General features: G+C 59.4%; 23 protein-coding genes, 1 tRNA gene and 1 pseudogene. 20 read left to right on the top strand and 5 right to left on the bottom strand.

The annotated features are described in order from the left end of the window. Window positions 1-48: 48 nt before the first annotated feature. Window positions 49-1,260 carry a site-specific integrase gene (locus QAO71_RS15810; RefSeq protein ID WP_280164869.1) on the top strand — a complete coding sequence of 404 codons (1,212 nt, stop codon included), beginning with the start codon at window positions 49-51 and terminating at the stop codon, window positions 1,258-1,260. Here the strand turns inward: QAO71_RS15810 and QAO71_RS15805 are convergent. Continuing rightward, window positions 1,257-1,754, bottom strand: a complete 498-nt coding sequence (locus QAO71_RS15805; RefSeq protein ID WP_280164868.1) for a hypothetical protein — start codon at window positions 1,752-1,754, stop codon at window positions 1,257-1,259. The genes QAO71_RS15810 and QAO71_RS15805 overlap by 4 nt on opposite strands. 171 nt (window positions 1,755-1,925) lie before the next feature. Between QAO71_RS15805 and QAO71_RS15800 the strand changes: the two genes are divergently transcribed. The 14 genes from QAO71_RS15800 to QAO71_RS15735 all read left to right on the top strand — a co-directional run bounded on the left by QAO71_RS15800 (window position 1,926) and on the right by QAO71_RS15735 (window position 10,954). Next, a complete protein-coding gene (locus QAO71_RS15800; protein WP_280164867.1) occupies window positions 1,926-2,123 on the top strand; it encodes a helix-turn-helix domain-containing protein in 198 nt (65 codons plus the stop codon). Continuing rightward, a complete protein-coding gene (locus QAO71_RS15795; RefSeq protein ID WP_280164866.1) occupies window positions 2,120-2,320 on the top strand; it encodes a hypothetical protein in 201 nt (66 codons plus the stop codon). The genes QAO71_RS15800 and QAO71_RS15795 overlap by 4 nt, the downstream gene beginning before the upstream one ends. Next, window positions 2,317-2,448, top strand: coding sequence for a hypothetical protein (locus tag QAO71_RS15790; protein WP_280164865.1), 132 nt, complete (start codon window positions 2,317-2,319; stop codon window positions 2,446-2,448). Before QAO71_RS15795 ends, QAO71_RS15790 begins: the two co-directional genes overlap by 4 nt. Continuing rightward, entirely contained in the window at window positions 2,441-2,695 is a 255-nt protein-coding gene (locus tag QAO71_RS15785; protein ID WP_280164864.1) for a hypothetical protein, read from the top strand. The genes QAO71_RS15790 and QAO71_RS15785 overlap by 8 nt, the downstream gene beginning before the upstream one ends. Further along, the gene (locus QAO71_RS15780) at window positions 2,692-2,970 is read left to right on the top strand and encodes a hypothetical protein (RefSeq protein WP_280164863.1); all 279 of its coding nucleotides are present in this window, start codon (window positions 2,692-2,694) and stop codon (window positions 2,968-2,970) included. The genes QAO71_RS15785 and QAO71_RS15780 overlap by 4 nt, the downstream gene beginning before the upstream one ends. Next, window positions 2,960-3,295, top strand: a complete 336-nt coding sequence (locus tag QAO71_RS15775) for a helix-turn-helix domain-containing protein (protein ID WP_280164862.1) — start codon at window positions 2,960-2,962, stop codon at window positions 3,293-3,295. The genes QAO71_RS15780 and QAO71_RS15775 overlap by 11 nt, the downstream gene beginning before the upstream one ends. A gap of 11 nt (window positions 3,296-3,306) precedes the next feature. Beyond that, window positions 3,307-4,110, top strand: coding sequence for a hypothetical protein (locus QAO71_RS15770; protein ID WP_280164861.1), 804 nt, complete (start codon window positions 3,307-3,309; stop codon window positions 4,108-4,110). 940 nt (window positions 4,111-5,050) lie between these two features. Then, complete coding sequence (locus QAO71_RS15765) at window positions 5,051-5,212, top strand: hypothetical protein (RefSeq protein ID WP_280164860.1); 162 nt, start codon at window positions 5,051-5,053, stop codon at window positions 5,210-5,212. Window positions 5,213-5,221: 9 nt separating this feature from the next. Further along, window positions 5,222-6,061 (top strand): hypothetical protein, encoded by an 840-nt coding sequence (locus QAO71_RS15760; protein WP_280164859.1) that lies wholly within the window; start codon window positions 5,222-5,224, stop codon window positions 6,059-6,061. Next, complete coding sequence (locus QAO71_RS15755) at window positions 6,045-6,248, top strand: hypothetical protein (RefSeq protein ID WP_280164858.1); 204 nt, start codon at window positions 6,045-6,047, stop codon at window positions 6,246-6,248. The genes QAO71_RS15760 and QAO71_RS15755 overlap by 17 nt, the downstream gene beginning before the upstream one ends. Before the next feature lie 30 nt (window positions 6,249-6,278). Further along, window positions 6,279-6,659 (top strand): hypothetical protein, encoded by a 381-nt coding sequence (locus QAO71_RS15750; protein ID WP_280164857.1) that lies wholly within the window; start codon window positions 6,279-6,281, stop codon window positions 6,657-6,659. A 26-nt stretch (window positions 6,660-6,685) separates the two neighbouring features. Beyond that, window positions 6,686-9,868 (top strand): hypothetical protein, encoded by a 3,183-nt coding sequence (locus QAO71_RS15745; protein ID WP_280164856.1) that lies wholly within the window; start codon window positions 6,686-6,688, stop codon window positions 9,866-9,868. Beyond that, complete coding sequence (locus QAO71_RS15740) at window positions 9,865-10,182, top strand: hypothetical protein (protein ID WP_280164855.1); 318 nt, start codon at window positions 9,865-9,867, stop codon at window positions 10,180-10,182. Before QAO71_RS15745 ends, QAO71_RS15740 begins: the two co-directional genes overlap by 4 nt. 157 nt (window positions 10,183-10,339) lie before the next feature. After that, the gene (locus QAO71_RS15735; RefSeq protein WP_280164854.1) at window positions 10,340-10,954 is read left to right on the top strand and encodes a recombinase family protein; all 615 of its coding nucleotides are present in this window, start codon (window positions 10,340-10,342) and stop codon (window positions 10,952-10,954) included. Between the two features lie 129 nt (window positions 10,955-11,083). Here QAO71_RS15735 and QAO71_RS15730 read toward each other — a convergent pair. Next, window positions 11,084-11,160 (bottom strand) — tRNA-Arg (locus QAO71_RS15730). A gap of 417 nt (window positions 11,161-11,577) precedes the next feature. Here QAO71_RS15730 and QAO71_RS15725 point away from each other — a divergent pair. Then, window positions 11,578-11,811, top strand: a pseudogene (locus QAO71_RS15725) (c-type cytochrome); the annotation flags it as partial. A gap of 101 nt (window positions 11,812-11,912) precedes the next feature. Here QAO71_RS15725 and rep read toward each other — a convergent pair. Then, entirely contained in the window at window positions 11,913-13,919 is a 2,007-nt protein-coding gene (gene rep / locus QAO71_RS15720; RefSeq protein WP_074779765.1) for a DNA helicase Rep, read from the bottom strand. Window positions 13,920-14,051: 132 nt separating this feature from the next. On the opposite strand from rep, the gene QAO71_RS15715 reads away from it, so the two are divergent. After that, entirely contained in the window at window positions 14,052-15,752 is a 1,701-nt protein-coding gene (locus tag QAO71_RS15715; RefSeq protein ID WP_280164853.1) for a bifunctional diguanylate cyclase/phosphodiesterase, read from the top strand. Here the strand turns inward: QAO71_RS15715 and QAO71_RS15710 are convergent. Both QAO71_RS15710 and QAO71_RS15705 read right to left on the bottom strand, forming a co-directional pair. After that, window positions 15,745-17,268 carry a YifB family Mg chelatase-like AAA ATPase gene (locus tag QAO71_RS15710; RefSeq protein ID WP_280164852.1) on the bottom strand — a complete coding sequence of 508 codons (1,524 nt, stop codon included), beginning with the start codon at window positions 17,266-17,268 and terminating at the stop codon, window positions 15,745-15,747. The genes QAO71_RS15715 and QAO71_RS15710 overlap by 8 nt on opposite strands. A 48-nt stretch (window positions 17,269-17,316) precedes the next feature. Next, window positions 17,317-17,559 carry an accessory factor UbiK family protein gene (locus QAO71_RS15705; protein WP_036988954.1) on the bottom strand — a complete coding sequence of 81 codons (243 nt, stop codon included), beginning with the start codon at window positions 17,557-17,559 and terminating at the stop codon, window positions 17,317-17,319. Between the two features lie 457 nt (window positions 17,560-18,016). Between QAO71_RS15705 and glnK the strand changes: the two genes are divergently transcribed. The 3 genes from glnK to QAO71_RS15690 all read left to right on the top strand — a co-directional run bounded on the left by glnK (window position 18,017) and on the right by QAO71_RS15690 (window position 20,234). Beyond that, window positions 18,017-18,355 (top strand): P-II family nitrogen regulator, encoded by a 339-nt coding sequence (gene glnK, locus QAO71_RS15700; protein WP_036988956.1) that lies wholly within the window; start codon window positions 18,017-18,019, stop codon window positions 18,353-18,355. A gap of 53 nt (window positions 18,356-18,408) precedes the next feature. Then, on the top strand, window positions 18,409-19,653 hold the full coding sequence (locus QAO71_RS15695) for an ammonium transporter (protein ID WP_036988957.1): 1,245 nt from the start codon (window positions 18,409-18,411) through the stop codon (window positions 19,651-19,653). Window positions 19,654-19,778: 125 nt separating this feature from the next. Then, entirely contained in the window at window positions 19,779-20,234 is a 456-nt protein-coding gene (locus tag QAO71_RS15690) for a hypothetical protein (protein ID WP_280164851.1), read from the top strand. Window positions 20,235-20,329: the final 95 nt, after the last annotated feature.

Raw genomic sequence — 20,329 nt, 5'->3', positions numbered from 1 at the left:
ATAGCCGTATAGTGATTTTTGCACCCACACTGCACCCATGGGGACGGGATGAAAGCAAAACTCACCGCGCGCTTACTGAATTCGCTGGAGGTTACAGGCACTGAATACGAGGTTCATGATACCACCGTGCCGGGCCTGTTCGTTCGTGTCACAGCCAAGGGCGCAAAGTCCTATGTGGTGTCCTGGGCGCGTGGTCGGAAAAAGACGCTGGGGCGCGTGGGTGTCCTGACGCTGGCTCAAGCGCAAGCGGAAGCGCTCCAGTATCTCAACGAGGCCCGACAACATGGCGAGCCGCTGGCAGTGTCCCAGGGCCGCCGCAGCGCCGCTATTCCGACCCTTGACCACTTCCTGGCGGATACCTTCGAGCCCTGGGCACTGGTGCATCACAAGGACGGCGCAAACGGCTGTAGCGCGATCAGGGCCAGCTATGCCGACCTGCTGCATTTGCGATTGGATGAGCTGAACGCCAAGCGTCTCGATAAGCTGCGCTCTGACTGGCTGGCTGCCGACCTGAAGCCTTCCACGGTGAACCGCAACGTCACCCGGTTGCGCGGCCTGCTGTCCAGGGCGGTGGAGTGGGGCGTATTGACCGAGCACCCGCTGGCCAAGCTCAAACAGCTGCGCGTCGATAAACGGGGCCGGGTGCGTTACCTGCTGCCTGATGAGGATAAATCGCTTCGGTTTGCCCTGGATGCCCGAGAAGAAAAGATCAGGGCCGACCGGGACAACGGCAACGAATGGCGCAAGGCCCGGAAGAAGCCACTGCTGCGGGATCTGCGAGAGTGCGCGTATGCCGACCACCTGAAACCGCTGGTGCTGGTGGCGATCAATACCGGCCTGCGCCGTGGCGAGCTGTTCAACCTGCGCTGGGCTGACGTGGATCTGGTGCAGAAGGTGCTCACCGTGGAAGGCGACGGGGCGAAGTCGGGCCAGACTCGACACATACCGCTGAACCGTGAGGCCCTGGCGGCGCTGAAGGCGTGGAAGAAACAATCCCGCAAGACCGGCTATGTGTTCCCCGGCAAGGGCGGCCAGCGGCTGGATAATGTCAATTCCGCCTGGGCTGCGTTGCTGAAGGATGCGGGCATCGAGGCGTTCCGGTGGCATGACCTGCGTCACACCTTCGCGTCACGCTTGGCAATGGCTGGCGTACCGCTGAACACTATCCGCGAGCTGATGGGGCACTCTGATATTCAGATGACGCTGCGATATGCTCACCTGGCCCCTGACGTGAAGGCTCAGGCGGTGGAGCTGATCTAGAAGTCCGGGACAAAAGGGTCGACAGTTTTACTGTCCCGCTTGTCTGCGGCGTACTCGAGCAGGTCTTCCCAGTGAAGCCTCAGCATCCCCCTATCCAAGCGACCTATGCCACCAATCTCCCAGTCTGTCTGGAGTGTAGTGGCCTCCTTAGCGTGGAAAACCGGCGAGGATTTGATTATTTCCCAGATCCGCTGCTCCTCATAGGTAAGCAGTGTGGGAAGCCGATAGCACATATTGATGAAACGCTCGCTTTCATCCGATGACCAAACATCGCTGAAAACTGCCCCCAGCGAATAGTTGTGCATCTCGCCATCATCGAAGTAAGGCGTATCAAGATCAGAAGCAACATCCTCGACTGCGGCTTCAATCACACCGGTGATGGACTGCCGGCGCACCCTTGAGATGAGCTCGATCAGCAGTTTGTATTTTGGATCGAGCCGCAAAGTAAGAGTCTCGGTTTTCCTTGCGCCTTGATTTGGCCTGTTTTTCGCCATTTCGCTATCCCTTTCTCAGATTCTCAGTTTCGTTGATTCCAGATGGTATCGGGTATTGCAACTTGAGTCCATGTGTCCGTGTGTGTCCGTGCAATGCAGTTGACGTGCAGCAATCTGTTGGCTACAGTTCGCTCACTTGGCCCTTTCCTGTCTGCCAAGAGGAGAAATTTTATGAACGTAGCGAAGCTACCCGCCTTGTCTGTCGGCATCGAAGAGGCTGTCCGTATGACCGGGCTGTCCCGTACTACGATTTATGAAGCCATCGCCACTGGCGACTTGGTTGCGTTTAAGTCCGGCCGCCGTCGCCTGTTCTTGGTAAAGGAGCTGCGAGTCTGGCTGAACCGCTTGGCAAAGGAGGGCGCACGGTGAGCAATCTGACCATCAAGCTCGATCCGGCAGACGTGAGGCTGGTGAAGAAAGTCAATGAGGCTTGGCTGGCCTACAACGCTGCTCAGGATGGCACCCCGGAAGCGGACGAGCACCGCAAGCGCTGGGAGCAGGCGAAGACCCAGCTGGCGTTCCTGTTCATTGCAATAGTTCTGCGTGCGGAGGCGAGCAACCAATGACTATCCGACTGATCGACCGGGCCAGCCTGGTGCTGGGCACCCTTACCCTGCCGGCCACCACCAAACTGATTGATCTTGAACCCTTGAAGAAGCTGGGCGCTGCCCGTGTGGAGGTGTGTGGTGGTTGAGAACCAATTGACGAGAGTCGCGCTTCATCATGGTGATCGGCTGTTCAGCGCTGGGCTTGCGCTGGAAACCCTGGGCGATTTGCTTGGCTTGGGCCCATCGGATCCAGACCTCACAAGCGATGAATTCACCGGCTTGCTTCACGCCGTGAAGGCCATCGGCGGGTTCGTCTACGCAGCTGGTAGCGAGCTCTACGACGTTGCCAAGAACGAAGAAGCCCAAGACAAAAAGCGAGGTAAAAAATCATGACCCTGAAAACACAACCTATGCTCACCCATTTGACCAGCGATGGCCATCTGTTCGAGGTCATCAAGGATGTTGACGGGATTATCGCCCTGGAGGTCGCCGGAGATCTCGCCGAGGGGGTCGGCCAGATCCTGGAGCGATTCTATGACGCTGTGAATGATGGCGACTCGATATACACCAGCGAGCTGCAGGCACTAAGAGTGATGGCTGAGATGTCCGGCGCACTGATTTCATCGGTAAGACTGGGAGCGGAGCGGGGGAACAGCCATGCGCAATAAAGCAGAGAAGCCCGAAGCGGGGCTGCAACCCCGCCAGGGCCAAAATGTCATGGGCATGACAAGCACGATTCTGGCACACCCTGACCCCTTCGTCGACCATTCCAGCGAGGCCCAGGCGGCCCGCCTGCTGGAAGCGCTGCGACAGGGCCCGGTATCCACGGTGGATGCTGCCCGGTCGCTGGATATCATTCATCCGCCATCGACGGTCCGATATCTGCGGGGCCGCGGCTACGTGATCGCCACTGAATGGACCCATCTGTCCACCGGCCCGGGCCGCCCGAAACACCGCGTTGGGCTGTACGTCCTGATCGAAGAAGCGGCATAGGTCGAACCCCCTTGGATAGCATCCTGCAAAAACTGCTGAGGCGTGGTGACAGTGTGGCCATTGAGCGTGGCCGCCTTGTCATCCGCCCGGCCAGTGGCCTGCCGGTACCGGAGCAGTGGTTAGCTGATAACCGCCTGCGCCTGTGCCGGGAGGTGCTGGTGCTGGCCGGCTTGGATGCGTTCGAGTATGTGGGCTATGACACCGGCCACTATGGCAAATCCAGAGCCGGGGGCGTGACCCTGCACTTCGTCTCGGTGGTTACCGGCGAAGCTGTTTACACGATCTTCAACGCGGAGCTGAAGCGGGTGAAAGATAGCCCAGGCGGCAAGACGGGCGCATTGCTGCCCAAGGGTGAATTCCGAGTGGGTAAGCGTAGCGCGTTCTACAAGTTCTGGCTGGGTACCGGCCTGGCTGTCCCTGATCGTCTGCAGCGGTTCTGCCGGCGTATGGGCACCCTGCGCCCCATCCTATTTGATGGCGACCTGCAGGGCGAGCGCCTGAATGCGAGCACTCTGACCCCAATTGAGATCCCAGCGGACTTGATCAGGGTGGCCGTAAGTGGACACAAACCAGACACAAGCAAGACACAAACTGGACACACAGTAGACACAAACACCAGACACAGCCGAATGCGGCAAAGCCAGGCATCACAAGGCATACAGCCGATTTCAACTACGTGCGTTTCAAACCACGGTAATACGGTAATAAGGGAGGACGGTTACACGGTAGATGTTCCTGTACTCAATACATCACCAGAAGACCAGAGCGTGGATGACTGGCTGAAGGAATACGACCAGGCCAGTAGTTGGAACTGATACGGCAAACCACACTGTAAACGGCGCGCGGTCGAAAACGGCGCAATCGACGCACACCAGACCCCGGCACCCGCTGGGGTTTTTAATGCCCCAAATCTGGGGCATCCCTGCGTGCGCGGGTGCGAAGGGCTGCCCCAATCTGGGGTAGCCTTGCCCACAGAGCCATCCCTGAACTACCGGGATTCCGGGAGTTTGGCCTTTCCCACCATTGGTGGCATACCTCGGTTCAACCTTGACAGACACTAGACAAATTCTAGACAGGCTCTAGACGGATCCGGGACGCGCTTGACCTCCCGATTGGGCTGCAGCCTGCATAAATCCAGGTATTTAACCGTGCTACCCCGTTGCGTGAGGGATGTGATCGTCAAGAATTTACAGACCCTTTTCGCGCAGATTCTTCGCGCATTACGCCCGTGCGCGAAACACCCCATGCAATCGCCATTGAACACGATGGCAGGGCTTTGAAAAACAACCCCATGTAATACCTGAATCTCGGACAGACCCCAGACGGATTTGCGCGCCGGCTGGCCGAGACTCTTGACAGGTTTTGACGGATCAGGCGCCAGGGTGATGCGTGCATATTGGCTTCCAGCTAGGTACGACGATGGTTTGAGTGGTTCGCTGAAGCGAGCGCAGCAGGTACCCCGTCAAGAATTTGCACCTGGCGTGAGAGCTGAGCCTGACAGCAGGTAAGAACAGGCTGCCGCCCAGCGTGTCGAGAATGACACTCCGAGTCGCAGCCGACACTAATCGCGCCGTATCAGTTTGGATTCCCTATGATTACTGAAACGAATGTGCCTGGCTCGACTCTCTAATAACCCCACCGCCTTGCTATCCGTTGTGTACCACCTGAAGTGCACCCATAAAACACTGGACATAAAACCAGATAAGGCCTAATCTAGCATTGCGATGTTATAAAGTTACAAGAGGGTTTCTTGTCATGACTATGAAAGCTGTTCGCGGCAAGCAGGCCAGGCCGACCCGCAGCGAGATTGCAGCCTATTACGAATTGCTTCGCAGCAAGGCCCAAAAAGGAGACGTGCAGGCAAGCGCTGCATTGATCGCGCTGGCGGAAAACAAATACACACCGATTACGGCATGAGGGGTAAGTATGAGAATTGATCAGGCAAACGGCACGCTCCAGCGCATCGGCGGTGCAACCGTGTATCTCAACAATTTCACAGATTACAGCGGCCAGAACCTGCCGAACACCAAATGGCCGCTGTGGCCCAACGTACGGAACCTGTCAAACTTCCAAGCAGCTTTACTGGAGCAGCACGCCCGGGCCCTGCCGGCCCTGCAAAAGATCCGAGAAAATGCGGATCTGACATCCGAGGCAAAAACCCGCCAGTCACGCGAGGTCTTCAACGAGTTTGCGCTGGTGGTTAAATCCGGGTTTCCATCGGTAACCGAATGCGCGGCAAACCTGGCCACCTACGCGCAACGGAATCTCCGACCCGTCCAGGATATCGAACCGACAGACGCTGCCAGCGCTGCCCTGGACGCTGAATGCCGTGCGTATGCTTTCAAGCTGAAACCCGAGGGTCGTGCCGAGCTTGTGGGAGATATCCACCAGGGGATTGAGCAACGCATTGCCGCAGCTATCCTCCGGGGGCCGGCCCGGTTGAGTGGGTTCACTCGCAATCAACTGATCGCCCTCGGCGCTGCGGGTATCGCCGCCAATTACCCTGATGCAGTGATGACCCTGGGTAAGCTCGCCTGCAGTATGCGCGACCTGCACTACATGACCCAAACCCTGGGGCACGACGTGGTTAGTGCCGGAGCGTCCACCCAAAAAGACCAGCTCTCCAAAGAGGTCGGCTCCTGGGGTACGACCAATGAAGGCCTTAACGCTCTGATCGAATGGTTGAAACCCATTCCGCTGGAGCTGCCCAGAAAGAATGCTCCCGGTGAAGTCGGAAAGGCTCGGGACAATGTTGAGGCCGATTGAGCGGGGCATTGAAGCCTATCGGCAACTCCAGGGTCTGCCGCCGCTGTACCACGTCCGGCTGAAGCACCAGGGCCGGACGCTGGCGGTACTCTCTGGCAAGTCCGAGATCGAGGCATACCGGCGTGCGGAAAGGCTGGCTGATGAGCTGCTGAGCGGACGGGAGGGAGTGAGGATTGAGCCAGCCTGACCGTCTGAGAAACAAAGATTAGAGGAAGATATGAAAAAAGAAGATTTTTATACCGTCCCGAAAGCCAATGCCGGCATCAAGCTGCCGCTCCTCAAAGAGGATGGCTCTGAATCAGGGCAGTGGCTGCTGGTGCGGGGCACCGACTCCGATGCTTTTCGCAAGTCCAGCTTTGAATCATCCCAAGCAGTCAGCAAGCTGCCGGAAGACATGGGCGACTGGGAGCGCTCAAGAGCCATCGACGAAGTGATCCTGAATGACCTCGTCTCACTGGTTGCCGGGTGGTCATTCAAGGACCCATGCACTCCTGAATCTGTACGTTTGCTTCTCAAGAACGCTCCACAAATCGCCGTAGCAATTGATCAGATCGCTGCCGACCGCTCGAAGTTCTACGGTGGCAAACCCGCCAAGTAACCCCGAACCCCTGATGGAGCGTAGTGATGGCTGAATATGCGAAGTTAGTGATTGCGGTTGACTCCACTCAGGCAAAGCGGTCAACCGATGATCTGCGCCGGCTCGCAGATGAATCAAGAAAAGCCGAAGGTGCGGCGGGAGGCCTAGCTTCCGCACTTCGCCCCCTTGCTGGGATATTTGCCACCCTCAAAGTTGCCGATGTAGTCAAAGAGACCACCACGCTAGCCTCACGTTATGGAGAGCTGGGGATTGTGATGGAAGTGGTGGGTCGAAACGCTGGGTACAGCCGGCTCGAGCTTGATGCGCTTGAGGATGGACTCAAGCGCACCGGGATTTCCGCTATCGAGTCGCGGAACAACATTGCCCGGATGATCGCGGCGAACATTGACCTCGCGAAAGCCACCGAGCTGGCCCGACTCGCGCAAGATGCTGCAGTTATCGGAGGTCTCAATTCTTCCGATGCGTTTCAGCGCCTGGTAATGGGCATTCAGACTGCTCAGGTCGAGACGCTACGCACCATCGGTCTGAACGTAAACTTCCAGAAAAGTTACGTCGACTTGGCGAAGCAGCTTGATAAGTCTGTAGATGAGCTTGATGAGTACGAGAAAACCCAAGCCAGAACGAATGCGGTTATGGACGCTGCGCCAAATATTGCGGGAGCTTATGAAGCGGCAATGGAAAATGCGGGCAAGGCGTTCCGCTCATCGACGCGCTATCTCCAAGATCTACTGGTTAAGCTAGGGGAGAGCAATCAGCCGGCATTTGGCAAGGGGGTTGAACTCTATACCAGCGCTTTGAAAGCCCTCGACGAAAATGTTGAGGGCGTAGTTCAGGTACTGGAAACCGGCCTGTATGTCGCCCTGGCGCGGGGCGCTACTGCGATAACAACCAGCACCACAGCAATGGTGCTGCAGGCTGCCCAGCAAGCCAAATCGAACCAGCTGACCGCCCAGGCTGCTGCGTTTGAGGTCCGTAAAGCCGAGGCTGCCAAGGTCAGTGCGCTGGCGGAGCTGAACAAAGCGCGAGCAACCGAAGCGGCTGCACTGGCCACCTTGGCGCAGAACAGGGCGGAGCAGCAGCGCTTTGCCCTGCAGGTCGCGCTCGCCAAAGGCACAGCTGAATACGCTGCGCTGAGCAGTGGACTGGCTACAGTGAACCGCAACCTGGCGGCGTCCGAACAAGCAGTCGCGGCGGCAACCAGTGCGCGCACCGCAGCAACGGCAGCTGCTGCCGGAGCTGCTGCCACACTGAGCAAGGCCTCGGCTGCGGCCGCTGCTGCAAACACCGCTGCCGCCGCATCCAGTGCCACCCTTGCGGGCGCTATGCGGGTCGTAACAGGCGTGGGCGGTCGTCTCCTAGGGCTGCTCGGCGGCCCGGTCGGCGTGCTCTTTACCGTGGGTGCGGTGGCCTTGTCGTTCGTGGACTTTTCGAGCAAGGCCGACAGCGCCAAGCGCTCAACCGACGGGCTGAATGACAGCCTGGCCCGGCTGCGTACCACGGCCGAAATAGCGGAGCAGAGATTCGCCGGTGCAACCGCAAACATCGGCCGGATGAACAAGGCTGAAGTAGAGCAGGTCGCTGAGCGACTGCAATTGGTAATGCGCCGGGAAGAGCAGGACCTCAAGCGTTTCCAGCGTCTGTATGAAGCCGGCAATAAGGGCATTACCCGCGGCCTCATTCAGCAGAAAGAAGACAACATCGCCGCCATCAAAGAGCAGCTCGAAGTCCTCGGAGCCGCGTCCGCCGAGCAGGAGAATGCAAGCACCAAGGAAGGCGAGGCGTACATCAAGCGTCTGACCGAGCAGCGCGCACTGCTCGGAACGGTCACTGAAGAAGAGAAAATCCGCGCTCAGATCCGCGAGGGCCTGATCAAGGTCAGCCCGGCAGAGCAGGAGCGTTTGCTGATCTTGGCGCGTGAGATTGATGCGCAGCGGGCTCTGGAAGAAGGGGATGATCGCAGGAAGCGGTCACTGGAGTCACTCAACTCCAGCTATCAGTCAATTGCCGCCAATCTTCATCGTGAGCTGAGCCTGCATGAAGACGCGGGCGAGGTGGCAAAGCTTCGCTATGAGATCGAAAACGGAAATCTCCAGGGGCTCGCCAGCAAGCAGATCCTGTACCTCGAAGGGCTGGCCCGCGAACTGGACGCAAAGCGCGACCTGACCGAGCAGGAGCAGCGCAGGATTGAGATTCTTCGCGAATCAGGCCAGATTCGTGCGGCAAATGACGCCCAATTTGAACTGGAGTATGCAGCCAAAATCGCTGAATACGAGAGACAGGGTAATCAGGAAGCTCTGCAGAGACTGGAAACGCTCAGGCGCATTCGTGATATTCAGCTTGCTGCTGATCAGGCGCCCGGCACGGTGGAAGGGGTTTCGCAAGCACCGCGCGGGCAGGGCATTGATGCAATGTTTGGTGGCGCCACCGGGGAGCTACTCAAGCTGCAAGAGCAAGCTGCCGAGCTGGAGGCCTGGCGTCAAACCGAGCTGGAGAAGCAGCAGGGCTTTCTTGAGGCGAAAGCGATCAATGAAGAGGTCTACGCCGAGCGCGTCCGCAACATCCACCAACAGCATCAGGCCGAGCTATCCAATCTGGAGCAGGCCCGAACCCAGGTATCGCTGGCAGCGTCTGAGCAGATGTTCGGTAGCCTTGCCAGTATGGCTGCTACCTTCGCCGGAGAGCAGTCTGGCATCTACCGGGCCATGTTCGCAGTTCAGAAAGCGGCAGCTATTGCTCAGTCCATCATTGCCATTCAGCAAGGTATCGCGATGGCCGCGGCCAACCCATGGCCAATGAATATCGGGGCCATGGCGTCGGTAGCAGCTGCCACAGCCGGTATCGTGAGCAATATTTCATCTGTCAACTTTGCCGGTGCGTTCGACAAGGGCGGCACCATCCCTTCGGGTCAGTGGGGAATCGTCGGTGAATACGGCCCGGAGATTGTGCGCGGGCCGGCAATGGTTACCAGTAGAACGGACACTGCAAGGGCGTTGTCCGGTAACTCAACAAGAGGCGGAGGAGGCGCTGCGCCGATCATTAATATCAGCGCTCCAGTTACAGTCGAGGCGCAGCCAGGAGCCAGTGCGGAGGATGCCCAGCAATATGGCAGAGAGCTTGCGAGTGCAATGACCGCCAACTTCTTGCACAACGTGGAGAGGGAGTCCCGCCAGGGCGGCCTGCTGTGGAATCTATATGGAGGAGGCCGGTGAGTAACCTGCTGGTAGAGATCACAGATGAAGAGCGCAAAGAGCTGGCCGGCGCGTTGGGAGGGTTTATCTACACTTTTTTCCTGGGCAAAGAGTCGGTTCCGGCGACGGCCGGCAACCGAAGGGCGGCAGAAAAAACGAGCCAGGTGATAGGGCGGGCTGTCGCTGCAGTAACTCATACGGGCAAGATCGATGGTGATTATCTCATGCTTTCTCGCCGTTTCGAGGTCGCCTTTGGCGAAGCTGCAATTGAGGCCGCCGATACCGTGATCAAAAAATGGATAAGGCCTGTTCAGACCGAAGATGGCGGGCAATGATTGCGCGAAAGGCCGGGCTGTTCGCTCCGTGCAAATAAAGTATAGATGAGCTGATACAGGCAGATTTAAGCAAATATTGCTTGATTGATATTTATGTAACGCTTAAAGTGATACGCATTAAGTGCGACACCCAAAGTGTAACAGTGGAGATCGAGCCATGTTTGTCAGAGCCTACCTTCGAGCGTCAACCAGTGAGCAGGATGCCAGCCGCGCCCGTGCCGCCCTTGAGCAGTTCGCGGAGAGCCATGGCCAGCGCATTGCTTGCGAATACCTGGAGAACGAGAGCGGAGCCAAGGCCGACCGTCCCGAGCTGCTGCGCCTGCTGAAGGACGCAAAAAAGGGTGACGTGCTGCTGGTGGAATCCATCGACCGCCTTTCGCGCTTGCCGACCGAGGATTGGGCAAAGCTCCGAGGCGCTATCGACTCAAAGGGGCTGCGCATCGTTGCGCTGGACCTGCCCACCAGTCACCAAGGCATTACAACCGCCGCCGGCGATGAGTTCACCAATCGAATGCTGGGCGCCATAAATTCGATGTTGGTGGATATGATGGCGGCGATTGCTCGCAAGGATTACGAGCAGCGCCGAGAGCGCCAAGCCCAGGGCATTGAGAAGGCCAAGGCCGAGGGCCGCTATAAGGGCCGGCCGGTGGATGAGGATTTGCATAAGCGGGTCCGCGAGCTCCTGGGTGCCGGCCTGGGTATTCGCGCCACCGCCAGGCACGCAGGCTGTTCAACCACCACCGTTTTGAAGATCCGTGACCAGGTGGCGTGACACCCGCAGGCACAAAAAAGCCCCTTCATGCTGAGCGCTGGAGGGGCTTTTCTATGTTGGCTTGCACCCATCCTGCACCCATGGGGTTTGCAGCGTCTGGCGTGAAAGCCCGTAAGTGCTTGATTCGTATGGCGCACCCGACAGGATTCGAACCTGTGACCCCTGCCTTCGGAGGGCAGTACTCTATCCAGCTGAGCTACGGGTGCGTAAGCGCGGCCATGATACGCATAGATAAGGCATTCGTCCATGGTTTCGGTACAATACCGGCCGTGTCGCCGAGCCCCGCCCAGGTGCGGCGGCTTGTCGCTGCACGCGGTTGCTGTTTTGCTGCTTATGGGTTTACCGGTATACTTGCGCAATTGTCCGGGCACTGTACTTGGGCTCATACCTATAGCCATGATGAGGATGTATAAGTGACGATCTTGAAAAAATATCTGGCTGCGTCCGCCGCCATGCTTGCCCTGGTTGCCGGCAACTCTTTTGCGGCCACTGACGAGGCCATTGCTGAGCGCATCAAGCCTTACGGTACTGTGTGCGTGACCGGTGATGAGTGCGCGAACGAAGTCGCCGCTGCACCTGCTGCTGCGGCCGGTGGCGATGCGGCTGCCGGCGGTGGTTCTCAGGGTGAGGCGCTGTTCAGTGCCAAGGCCTGTGTCGCGTGCCACAGCGTCGACAACAAGCTGGTAGGTCCGGCACTCAAGGAAGTGGCGGCCAAGTACGCGGGTGATGCGGACCATATCATCGCCAGCATCAAGAACGGTTCCAGCGGTAACTGGGGTCCGATCCCGATGCCGCCGAATGCGGTCAATGATGAAGAAGCCGCTGCGCTGGCTGAGTGGATTCTGTCCCTCAACTGAGTCGAGCTGTGCTTTGAGAAAAACCACCCATTGCGGTGGTTTTTCTGTTTCTGGCGGCTGGATTATGGGGCAGATGCTATGGGGCGGGCTTGCCCGCGAGTTTAACGCCCGAGCATGCTGCGGATGTCCGCCAGGGCGGTATTGCCACGGGCCTGTTTCTTTTCCACCGGGACGTCCTCGGTGCCTTCCCATTCCAGATCATCTGGCGGTAGCTCATCGAGAAAGCGGCTGGGCAGGCAGTCGATGATTTCGCCGAACTGACGGCGGCGGGCGGCGAAGGTGAAGGTCAGGTTGCGCTTGGCGCGGGTGATGGCCACGTAGGCCAGCCGGCGTTCTTCGTCCACGCTGTCGGCTTCGATGCTGGAGCGGTGCGGGAGGATCTCTTCTTCCATGCCGAGCACATAGACGTGTGGGTATTCCAGGCCCTTGGAGGCGTGCATGGTCATGAGCTGCACGCGATCGGCGTCCTCTTCCTCTTCCTGGCGTTCGAGCATGTCGCGCAGCACCAGTTTGGCGATGGCATCCTCGAAGGTGGTTTCGCCGGTTTCATCACGATCCATGGTGGTTTTCAGCGAGTCCAGCAAGAACCAGACGTTGCCCATGCGTTTGGCAGCGATCTCGTCGCTGGAGCAGTTCTGCCGTATCCAGTTCTCATAGTCCAGATCCATCACCATGCTGCGCAGGGCGGCGATGGGCTCGTTCTGGGCGCACTGCTGGCGGACCTTTTCCAGCCAGTGGCCGAAGCGCTGCAGGCGTTCGCAGTAACGCGGTTCCATATGCTCGGCCAGGCCCATTTCGGTGCAGGCGGCGAACAGGCTGATCTCGCGCTGGTTGGCGTAGGTGCCGAGCTTTTCCAGGGTCGCCGGGCCGATTTCCCGGCGCGGTACGTTGATCACCCGCAGCAGGGCGTTGTCGTCATCCGGGTTGACCAGCAGGCGGAAGTAGGACATCACGTCCTTGACCTCCTGGCGGCTGAAGAAACTGGTACCACCCGACAGGTGATAGGGAATCTGATGGTGCTGCAGCTTGAGTTCGATCAGCCGGGACTGGTGGTTGCCCCGGTAGAGGATGGCAATGTCCTTCCATGGAATCCGCTGCTTGAGATGCAGATTCTGGATATCAGTGGCCACCCGCTCGGCCTCGGCATCCTCGTTGCGGCAGCGGATCACCCGGATCGGATCGCCATAGCCCAGCTCGCTCCACAGTTGTTTCTCGAACACATGCGGGTTATTGGCAATCAGGGTGTTGGCGGCCTTGAGGATGCGGCTGGTGGAGCGGTAGTTCTGCTCCAGCATGACGACCTTCAGCGCCGGGAAATCCTCTTTCAGCTGGGCGAGGTTTTCCGGGCGAGCGCCGCGCCAGGCATAGATCGACTGGTCATCATCCCCCACCACGGTGAAGCGCGCCTGGCTGCCCACCAGCATCTTCACCAGCAGGTACTGGCTGGCGTTGGTGTCCTGATACTCGTCAACCAGCATGTAGCGGATGCGAAACTGCCACTTTTCCAGCACGTCAGGGTGGTCGCGGAACAGCAACACCGGGATCAGGATCAGGTCGTCGAAATCTACAGCGTTGTAGGCTTTCAGCGTGCGGTTGTAGTGCATGTAGACGCTGGCAGCGGTCTGCTGTTGCGGCGTCTTGGCATGCTCCAGCGCTTCTTCGGGGGTGATCAGGTCATTCTTCCAGGCGGAGATCTGCGCCTGGATGCCCTCGACGCCGTCGTCCGCGCCGTAGTCCTTGTGCATCAGGTCATTGATCAGCGCCTGGGCATCATTCTGGTCGAAGATCGAAAAGCCGGGCTTGTAGCCCAGGCGCTTGTGCTCCTTGCGAATGATGTTCAGGCCAAGATTATGAAAGGTCGATACCGTCAGGCCCCGCCCCTCGGCGCCGCGCAGCAGTGAGCCGACGCGCTCCTTCATTTCCCGGGCGGCCTTGTTGGTAAAGGTGACCGCGACGATATTCTGCGCGCGCAGGCCACATTCCTTGATCAGGTAGGCGATCTTGCGGGTAATCACGCTGGTCTTGCCGCTTCCGGCGCCGGCCAGCACGAGCATGGGGCCACCGATATAGTGGACTGCTTCCTGTTGACGGGGATTGAGTTGCGACACATTGACCTCACGCAAAACCGGGTGCGCGATTCTAGCATAGGGTATGCTACTGACCGGGCCGGAAACGCTCGACATGATAATGGCCAAAAGCTAGTCTGAGGCAGGCTTTGTTTTTTCCAGGTCTGAGACGAGGTGAACTTGCTGTCTGTGGAAAGGCCGCTACAACGGATTGTGTTGCTGGAAGACAATGGCGCCGCTGCGAAACAGCTGTCCATTCGTCTGGCGGTAGACGGCGTTCCTTCGGTCGTTGTTGCCCGGAACTGGCAACAGGCGATGGACCTGCTGGTGCCCGACCTGGAGTCAGTGATACTGGCCCGCGAGACCTTCCTTCCCATCCCTCAATGCAGTGTTCCGGTGATTCTGTTGACGCACGGGACTGCCGATGCTTTGCCCGTTGGCGTGGTGGATAGCATTTCGGATCAGGCCAGCGACGGCGAACTGTTCCGCTGTCTGCGTTATGCTGGCGAACGAGCCGCCCTGCAGGTAGCACTCACCCGTGCCGCCAGTGATGATCCGCTGACCGGCTGTTGCAACCGGCAGGTGCTGCAGGATCGTCTCAAACAGGGCATGTGTCGCGCGACGCGCACCAACCAGCCCCTGGCCGTATTGTCGTTGGATCTGGACAATTTCAGCCATGTTAATGACAGCCTCGGTCATGTGGCCGGCGACGCCATCATCCGCGAGGTAGCCGATCGGCTGCGACATCTCCTGCGTTCCACCGATACGGTTGGACGCATGGGCGGTGATGAATTCACCGTCATCCTCGAAGATTACGACTCTCACGCCAACCTCATGCATGTGATGAAAAAGGTTATCGACGGGCTGGCCGAGCCGTACCGGGTGGATGAGGAAAGCCTGCTGCTGGGCTGCAGTATCGGTATCGCGACCTTCCCCGAAGGGGGGCAGACAGTCGATGATCTGCTGTTGCGTGCTGGCCTGGCCATGCAGCAGGCCAAGGCGCAGAGTGGCTGTCATTTCCATTTCTATGATGAACGCATCAATCTGCAGGCGTCCCGCCAGATCGAATTCGAGGGGGAGCTGCGGCGGGCGTTGCGCAATAACGAACTGGAGCTGCATTATCAGCCGCGCGTTGAGCTCAGCAGTGGCAGGATCGTTGGGGTGGAAGGGCTGATTCGCTGGCGCCATCCCGAACGGGGGTTGCTGGGGCCCAACGAGTTCATCCCACTGGCCGAGGAGAACGGCCTGATCGTGCCGATGGGTTATTGGGTCATCGCCCGCGCCTGCCATGACCTGAGCATCCTCCAGCGGCAAGGGATAGATCTGCACGTGGCGGTCAATATGTCCTTCCGGCAGTTTCTCGACGGGCGCCTGCTGGCGACCATCGAGCGGCTGGTTGCCAAGACCGGTATCGATCCGCGCAAGCTAGAGTTCGAGCTGACGGAAACCGCCGTCATGCAGCGCCCTGAGCAAGTGCAGCAGGCCATGGTGGGCATGACCGGACTAGGCGTTCGTTTCTCGCTGGATGATTTCGGCACCGGCTTTTCCTCCTTCGTACACCTGCACCGCTTGCCGATCAATCTGCTCAAGCTCGATCGCAGCTTCGTTCGCGGCACCGCCGAGCGCCCGGCAGACCGGCAACTGGTCGCAGCGATGATCGATATGGGCCACAGCCTGGGTTTGCAGGTGGTGGCCGAAGGGGTGGAAGAACGGGTACAAATGGAAATCCTGCGGGGGATGGGGTGCGACCAGATCCAGGGTTTCTTCATCAGTCCGGCATTGCCCTTTGACGAACTGTGTTATTTCGCCGATGCCTATAGTATGGGCCGGGATAACGTGCTGAGCGGCACGCCTCAGTGCTCCCCTGCTAGCTGAGTGGCAGGCGATCCAGCGGCTGGCGATCCAGTTGCCGATACTGCAATGCCTCGGCCAGGTGCGGCCGCCCGATCATGGGCTGCTGTTCGAGATCGGCCAAGGTGCGTGCGACCTTCAGGACGCGATGGCTGGCCCGCCGCGATAATCCCAGCTGCGCCACCGCCTTTTCCAGCCAGCTCGCGTCGGCCGTTGGCAGCGCGCAATGCTGGCGCACATCGGACAGATCCAGATAGGCATTCAGGCAGCCCTGACGGTCGAGCTGACGTTGACGGGCGGCAGCGACTGCAGCGCCAGCCTCGGCGCTGTCGGGTTTGCCGACGGTCTGCCCGGTGAGACTGAACGCCTCGTTGTGCATGGCCAGATGCAGATCGATACGATCCAGCAGCGGGCCGGACAGTTTGCTGCGGTAACGTTCCACCTGTTCCGGTGAACAGCGGCAGCGCCCGGACGGGTCGCCCTGATAACCGCAGGGGCACGGATTCATCGCGGCGATCAGCTGAAACCGCGCAGGAAAGGTCAGTTGTTCGCGGGCCCGGGCGATATGGATCTCGCCCGACTCCATCGGCTCGCGCAGCATCTCCAGCACCTTGCGATCAAACTCCGGCAGTTCATCGAGAAACAGCACGCCGTGATGCGCCTGGCTGATCTCCCCTGGCCGAGGTTGACTGCCGCCGCCCACCAGCGCCGCGGCGGATGCCCCATGGTGGGGCGCGCGGAACGGGCGGGTCGGCCAATGCTGCAACATGCCGCGTCCGCAGACGGACTGGATCGCCGCCACTTCCAGCGCTTGCTCTTCCTCCAGCGCCGGCAGGATACCGGGCAGGCGGCTGGCGAGTAATGTTTTGCCGGTACCCGGTGGGCCGAACAGCAACAGATTATGGGAACCGGCGGCGGCCACGATCAGCGCGCGCTTGGCCTGGGCCTGTCCCTGCACGTCGCGCAGATCGGGCAGGTTGCCGGCCGGTGGTGGCCGTGAGCCGGCCGCCACCGCTGGCAATAGCTGCTCGCCGCGCAGATGCTCGCATAGCTCCAGCAGATGTTCGGCGGCGATGATCTCCACCCCCTGCACCAGCGCCGCCTCGGCCGCATTGGCGCGGGGCAGCAGCAGGGTGCGCTGGTTATCCCGGCAGGCCAGAGCGGCAGGCAACACGCCCTGGACCGGGCGCAGCTCGCCGGAGAGGGCCAGCTCGCCCAACACTTCGCAGCGTTCCAGGCTGGCGGGAGGTATCTGGCCACTGGCGGCCAGTAATCCAAGGGCGATAGCGAGATCGAAGCGCCCGCCTTCCTTCGGCAGGTCGGCCGGCGCCAGGTTGATGGTGATGCGCTTGAGGCTGGGAAATTCCAGCCGGGCATTCTGCAGGGCGCTGCGCACCCGGTCCTTGCTTTCCCGTACGGCGGTTTCCGGCAGTCCGACCAGCGTCAGGCTCGGCATGCCGTTAGCCAGATGTACTTCCACCATCACCGGTGGCGCCTGGATACCCAGCTTGGCGCGGCTGTGGACAATCGCCAGGGACATGATCACTCCTTGATCGCCTCCACCCGGGAGGCTGCGACGGCGGTGCCGTCAGGGTTGCTGTTCCAGCTCCGCCACCCGCTTCTCCAGCGCTTCCAGGCGTTCCCGGGTGCGCAGCAGAACGGTCTGCTGGGTATCGAATTCCTCCCGGCTCACCACATCCAGCTTGGCCAGTGCGCTTTGCAGCATGGCCTTGAGCTGGCGCTCGACTTCGGCGGTGGGCCGTGTTCCATCGCTCATCAGCAGTTTTGCTGCCTGATTGCCGACGGTATCAAACAAGACTTTATGCAGCATATGCGTTCCGTTTCCGGTAATTGAAAGGGGCCGGCCGCGGCCGGTCTGGCTGTGCGAGTCTAACATCCGCCGCCCCACGCCCCAAAACGGCACCCGCTGCGCTGCCCGACTCTGGCGCATTGACGCGACTGCAGCGCACCACGCTGGTGCGGCTACGGCCGCCATCATTGCCATTCTCATCCCGGAATTTATTCAACCACTTGAAAATAAAAGATATTTCAAAGATGGCAGGGTTTCTGCAAAGAGCCAGAGTATCCGGATCACCCGCGGAACCGAATAGCGCAGTGCCGAAAATGTGATCCGGTGCACGATGCGGTGGGCAACTGCATCAGGCCGCGCGGGGCGGTGTGCTGCGGGTTTTCTGCACGCATCCGTGCAAAGTCCGATTTTAAAAGGCTTTAACTCGGCATAGACTTGTCCTGTCCCCCAGGGCAGTCCATCTAACGGGAGTATCAACATGAAATTAGTAACGGCTGTAATCAAGCCATTCAAGCTGGACGACGTTCGGGAATCGCTTTCCGAGATCGGCGTTCAGGGCATTACCGTCACCGAAGTAAAAGGATTTGGTCGGCAGAAGGGCCATACCGAGCTGTATCGGGGTGCTGAATACGTGGTGGACTTCCTGCCCAAGGTCAAGATCGAAGTGGCCATCGGCGACGACATGCTCGACCGCGTCATCGAAGCCATCACCAAGGCGGCCAACACCGGCAAGATCGGCGACGGCAAGATCTTCGTTGTGGCGCTGGAGCAGGCCATCCGCATCAGGACAGGCGAGACCGGCACCGACGCTATCTAACGCGTCGCTGCATTCGCTTACAAAGTAATAAAGCCTATCTGGGGGGCTTGATTATGGAAGACATCGTACAACTGAAGTACGCGCTTGATACGTTCTATTTTCTGATGTGTGCCGTGCTGGTAATGTGGATGGCCTGCGGTTTTGCCATGCTCGAGGCCGGCCTGGTGCGCACCAAGAGTACAACCGAGATTCTTGCCAAGAACATCGCACTGTTCGCCATCGCGTCGATCATGTACCTGCTGGTCGGCTACTACATCATGTACTCATCCACGGGGCCGATCTTTCCAAGCCTGGGCATGCTGATTGGGCAGGAAAACACCCTTGATGCAGTCATGGCCGGAGGGGACGACGCGCCGTATTATTCCAGCCGCGCCGATTTCTTCTTCCAGATCGTCTTTGCCGGGGCTTGCATGTCCATCGTCTCGGGCGCCGTCGCCGAGCGTATGCGTTTGTGGGCATTCCTGCTGTTCGCGGTGATCATGACCGGCTTCATCTATCCCATTCAGGGCGCCTGGAGCTGGGGTGGCGGCTGGTTGAGCGAGATGGGCTACTCCGATTACGCAGGCTCTGGCATCGTGCACATGGCAGGTGCTGCCGCAGCGCTGGCCGGGGTCATCCTGCTGGGGCCGCGCAAGGGCAAATACGGCCCGAACGGCCAGATCAATGCCATTCCGGGGTGTAACCTGGCCCTGTCCACCCTGGGTATCTTCATCCTGTGGATGGGCTGGTTCGGCTTCAACGGCGGCTCCGAGCTGAAGATTTCCGACATCGAGTCGGCCAATAATGTGGCCCAGGTGATGGTCAATACCAACCTGGCGGCAGCGGGTGGGCTGATCGCCGCGATGATCGTGTCGCGCCTGCTGTTTGGCAAGACTGACCTGACCATGCTGCTCAACGGTGCGCTCGCGGGGCTGGTGTCCATCACCGCCGATCCGTTGTCGCCCACGGCCTTCGGCGCCCTGCTGGTCGGTGCGGTGGGTGGTGTGATCGTGGTCTTCAGCGTACTGGCGCTGGATCGGGTGAAAATCGACGATCCGGCCGGTGCCATCTCCGCCCACGGCTCGGCTGGTATCTGGGGCGTGCTGGCGGTACCGCTGAGCAATGCCGAGGCGACCTTCGGTGGGCAACTGCTGGGCGTGATCGCCATCTTCGCCTGGGTGTTTCTCGCCAGCCTGATTATCTGGAGCGTTATCAAGGCGGTGATCGGCATCCGGATCTCCGAGGCGGAAGAATACGAAGGTGTGGATATCTCCGAATGCGGGATGGAAGCCTACCCCGAGTTCACCGGCAACAAGTGATGGCTGATGGCAGACAGGGCGCATATGCGCCCTGTCTGCGTTTTTACCTGGGCAAAAACTGCAAAACTTGCCGGCTCCGACAGAGTCACAAGTTGTGAACGCATCATTCGCCAAGGGAGATTTGCATGAAAGCCGAGACGTTCGATTATCTGCTGGAATGGACCAGCGATCTGCACACCATCATTGCTGACTGTCTGGAACAGGCCATCACCCCTGATACCGACCAGCGCAGCCGGTGGTTGATGGAATACGTGGCCGGCCATGAGCGTGATATCGCCAGGAAGGTGGATCAGTTCCGGGCGCAGGCCAGCGAGGCGGAAAGCCGGACCTGGTTGTATGAGCATATCGGCGAAGACCTGCCGCCAAGAGCCAGGTGGGAACTGAGCTTCGTCGGTAAGGATTTCAATGAAATCAATGAACAGCTGTTCGAGCTGCATGGTCAGCTGATCGAAGTGTACACCTCGATGACCGGTCGCGCGGCGATCCCGGCGGCGGCTGAACTGATGCGCAACATGTTGGCGCTGGAGGAGGGGGAAACCCGCCGCCTGGCCGAGCAATGCGGGCGCCTGCAGGACCTCTGATCCACGGGCCGAGCCCCTGCCGGGCCGGCAACATCATCTCGATGAGGCAAATTTTTTTCCTTACCCTCTGTTCAAATCCCTCTGTTGCGCTATAT

This window comes from Halopseudomonas sp. SMJS2 (genome assembly GCF_029866945.1).
Classification (GTDB): domain Bacteria; phylum Pseudomonadota; class Gammaproteobacteria; order Pseudomonadales; family Pseudomonadaceae; genus Halopseudomonas; species Halopseudomonas bauzanensis.
The sequence above is the reverse complement of the archived record's forward strand: the minus strand, read 5'-3'. Positions and strand labels throughout refer to the sequence as shown.

Coding starts and splice junctions, on each gene's coding strand:
- QAO71_RS15810 (WP_280164869.1), top strand. CDS start 49: ATGAAAGCAAAACTCACCGCGCGCTTACTGAATTCGCTGGAGGTTACA.
- QAO71_RS15805 (WP_280164868.1), bottom strand. CDS start 1,754: ATGGCGAAAAACAGGCCAAATCAAGGCGCAAGGAAAACCGAGACTCTT.
- QAO71_RS15800 (WP_280164867.1), top strand. CDS start 1,926: ATGAACGTAGCGAAGCTACCCGCCTTGTCTGTCGGCATCGAAGAGGCT.
- QAO71_RS15790 (WP_280164865.1), top strand. CDS start 2,317: ATGACTATCCGACTGATCGACCGGGCCAGCCTGGTGCTGGGCACCCTT.
- QAO71_RS15780 (WP_280164863.1), top strand. CDS start 2,692: ATGACCCTGAAAACACAACCTATGCTCACCCATTTGACCAGCGATGGC.
- QAO71_RS15775 (WP_280164862.1), top strand. CDS start 2,960: ATGCGCAATAAAGCAGAGAAGCCCGAAGCGGGGCTGCAACCCCGCCAG.
- QAO71_RS15765 (WP_280164860.1), top strand. CDS start 5,051: ATGACTATGAAAGCTGTTCGCGGCAAGCAGGCCAGGCCGACCCGCAGC.
- QAO71_RS15760 (WP_280164859.1), top strand. CDS start 5,222: ATGAGAATTGATCAGGCAAACGGCACGCTCCAGCGCATCGGCGGTGCA.
- QAO71_RS15755 (WP_280164858.1), top strand. CDS start 6,045: ATGTTGAGGCCGATTGAGCGGGGCATTGAAGCCTATCGGCAACTCCAG.
- QAO71_RS15750 (WP_280164857.1), top strand. CDS start 6,279: ATGAAAAAAGAAGATTTTTATACCGTCCCGAAAGCCAATGCCGGCATC.
- QAO71_RS15745 (WP_280164856.1), top strand. CDS start 6,686: ATGGCTGAATATGCGAAGTTAGTGATTGCGGTTGACTCCACTCAGGCA.
- QAO71_RS15735 (WP_280164854.1), top strand. CDS start 10,340: ATGTTTGTCAGAGCCTACCTTCGAGCGTCAACCAGTGAGCAGGATGCC.
- QAO71_RS15710 (WP_280164852.1), bottom strand. CDS start 17,268: ATGTCCCTGGCGATTGTCCACAGCCGCGCCAAGCTGGGTATCCAGGCG.
- QAO71_RS15705 (WP_036988954.1), bottom strand. CDS start 17,559: ATGCTGCATAAAGTCTTGTTTGATACCGTCGGCAATCAGGCAGCAAAA.
- glnK (WP_036988956.1), top strand. CDS start 18,017: ATGAAATTAGTAACGGCTGTAATCAAGCCATTCAAGCTGGACGACGTT.
- QAO71_RS15695 (WP_036988957.1), top strand. CDS start 18,409: ATGGAAGACATCGTACAACTGAAGTACGCGCTTGATACGTTCTATTTT.
- QAO71_RS15690 (WP_280164851.1), top strand. CDS start 19,779: ATGAAAGCCGAGACGTTCGATTATCTGCTGGAATGGACCAGCGATCTG.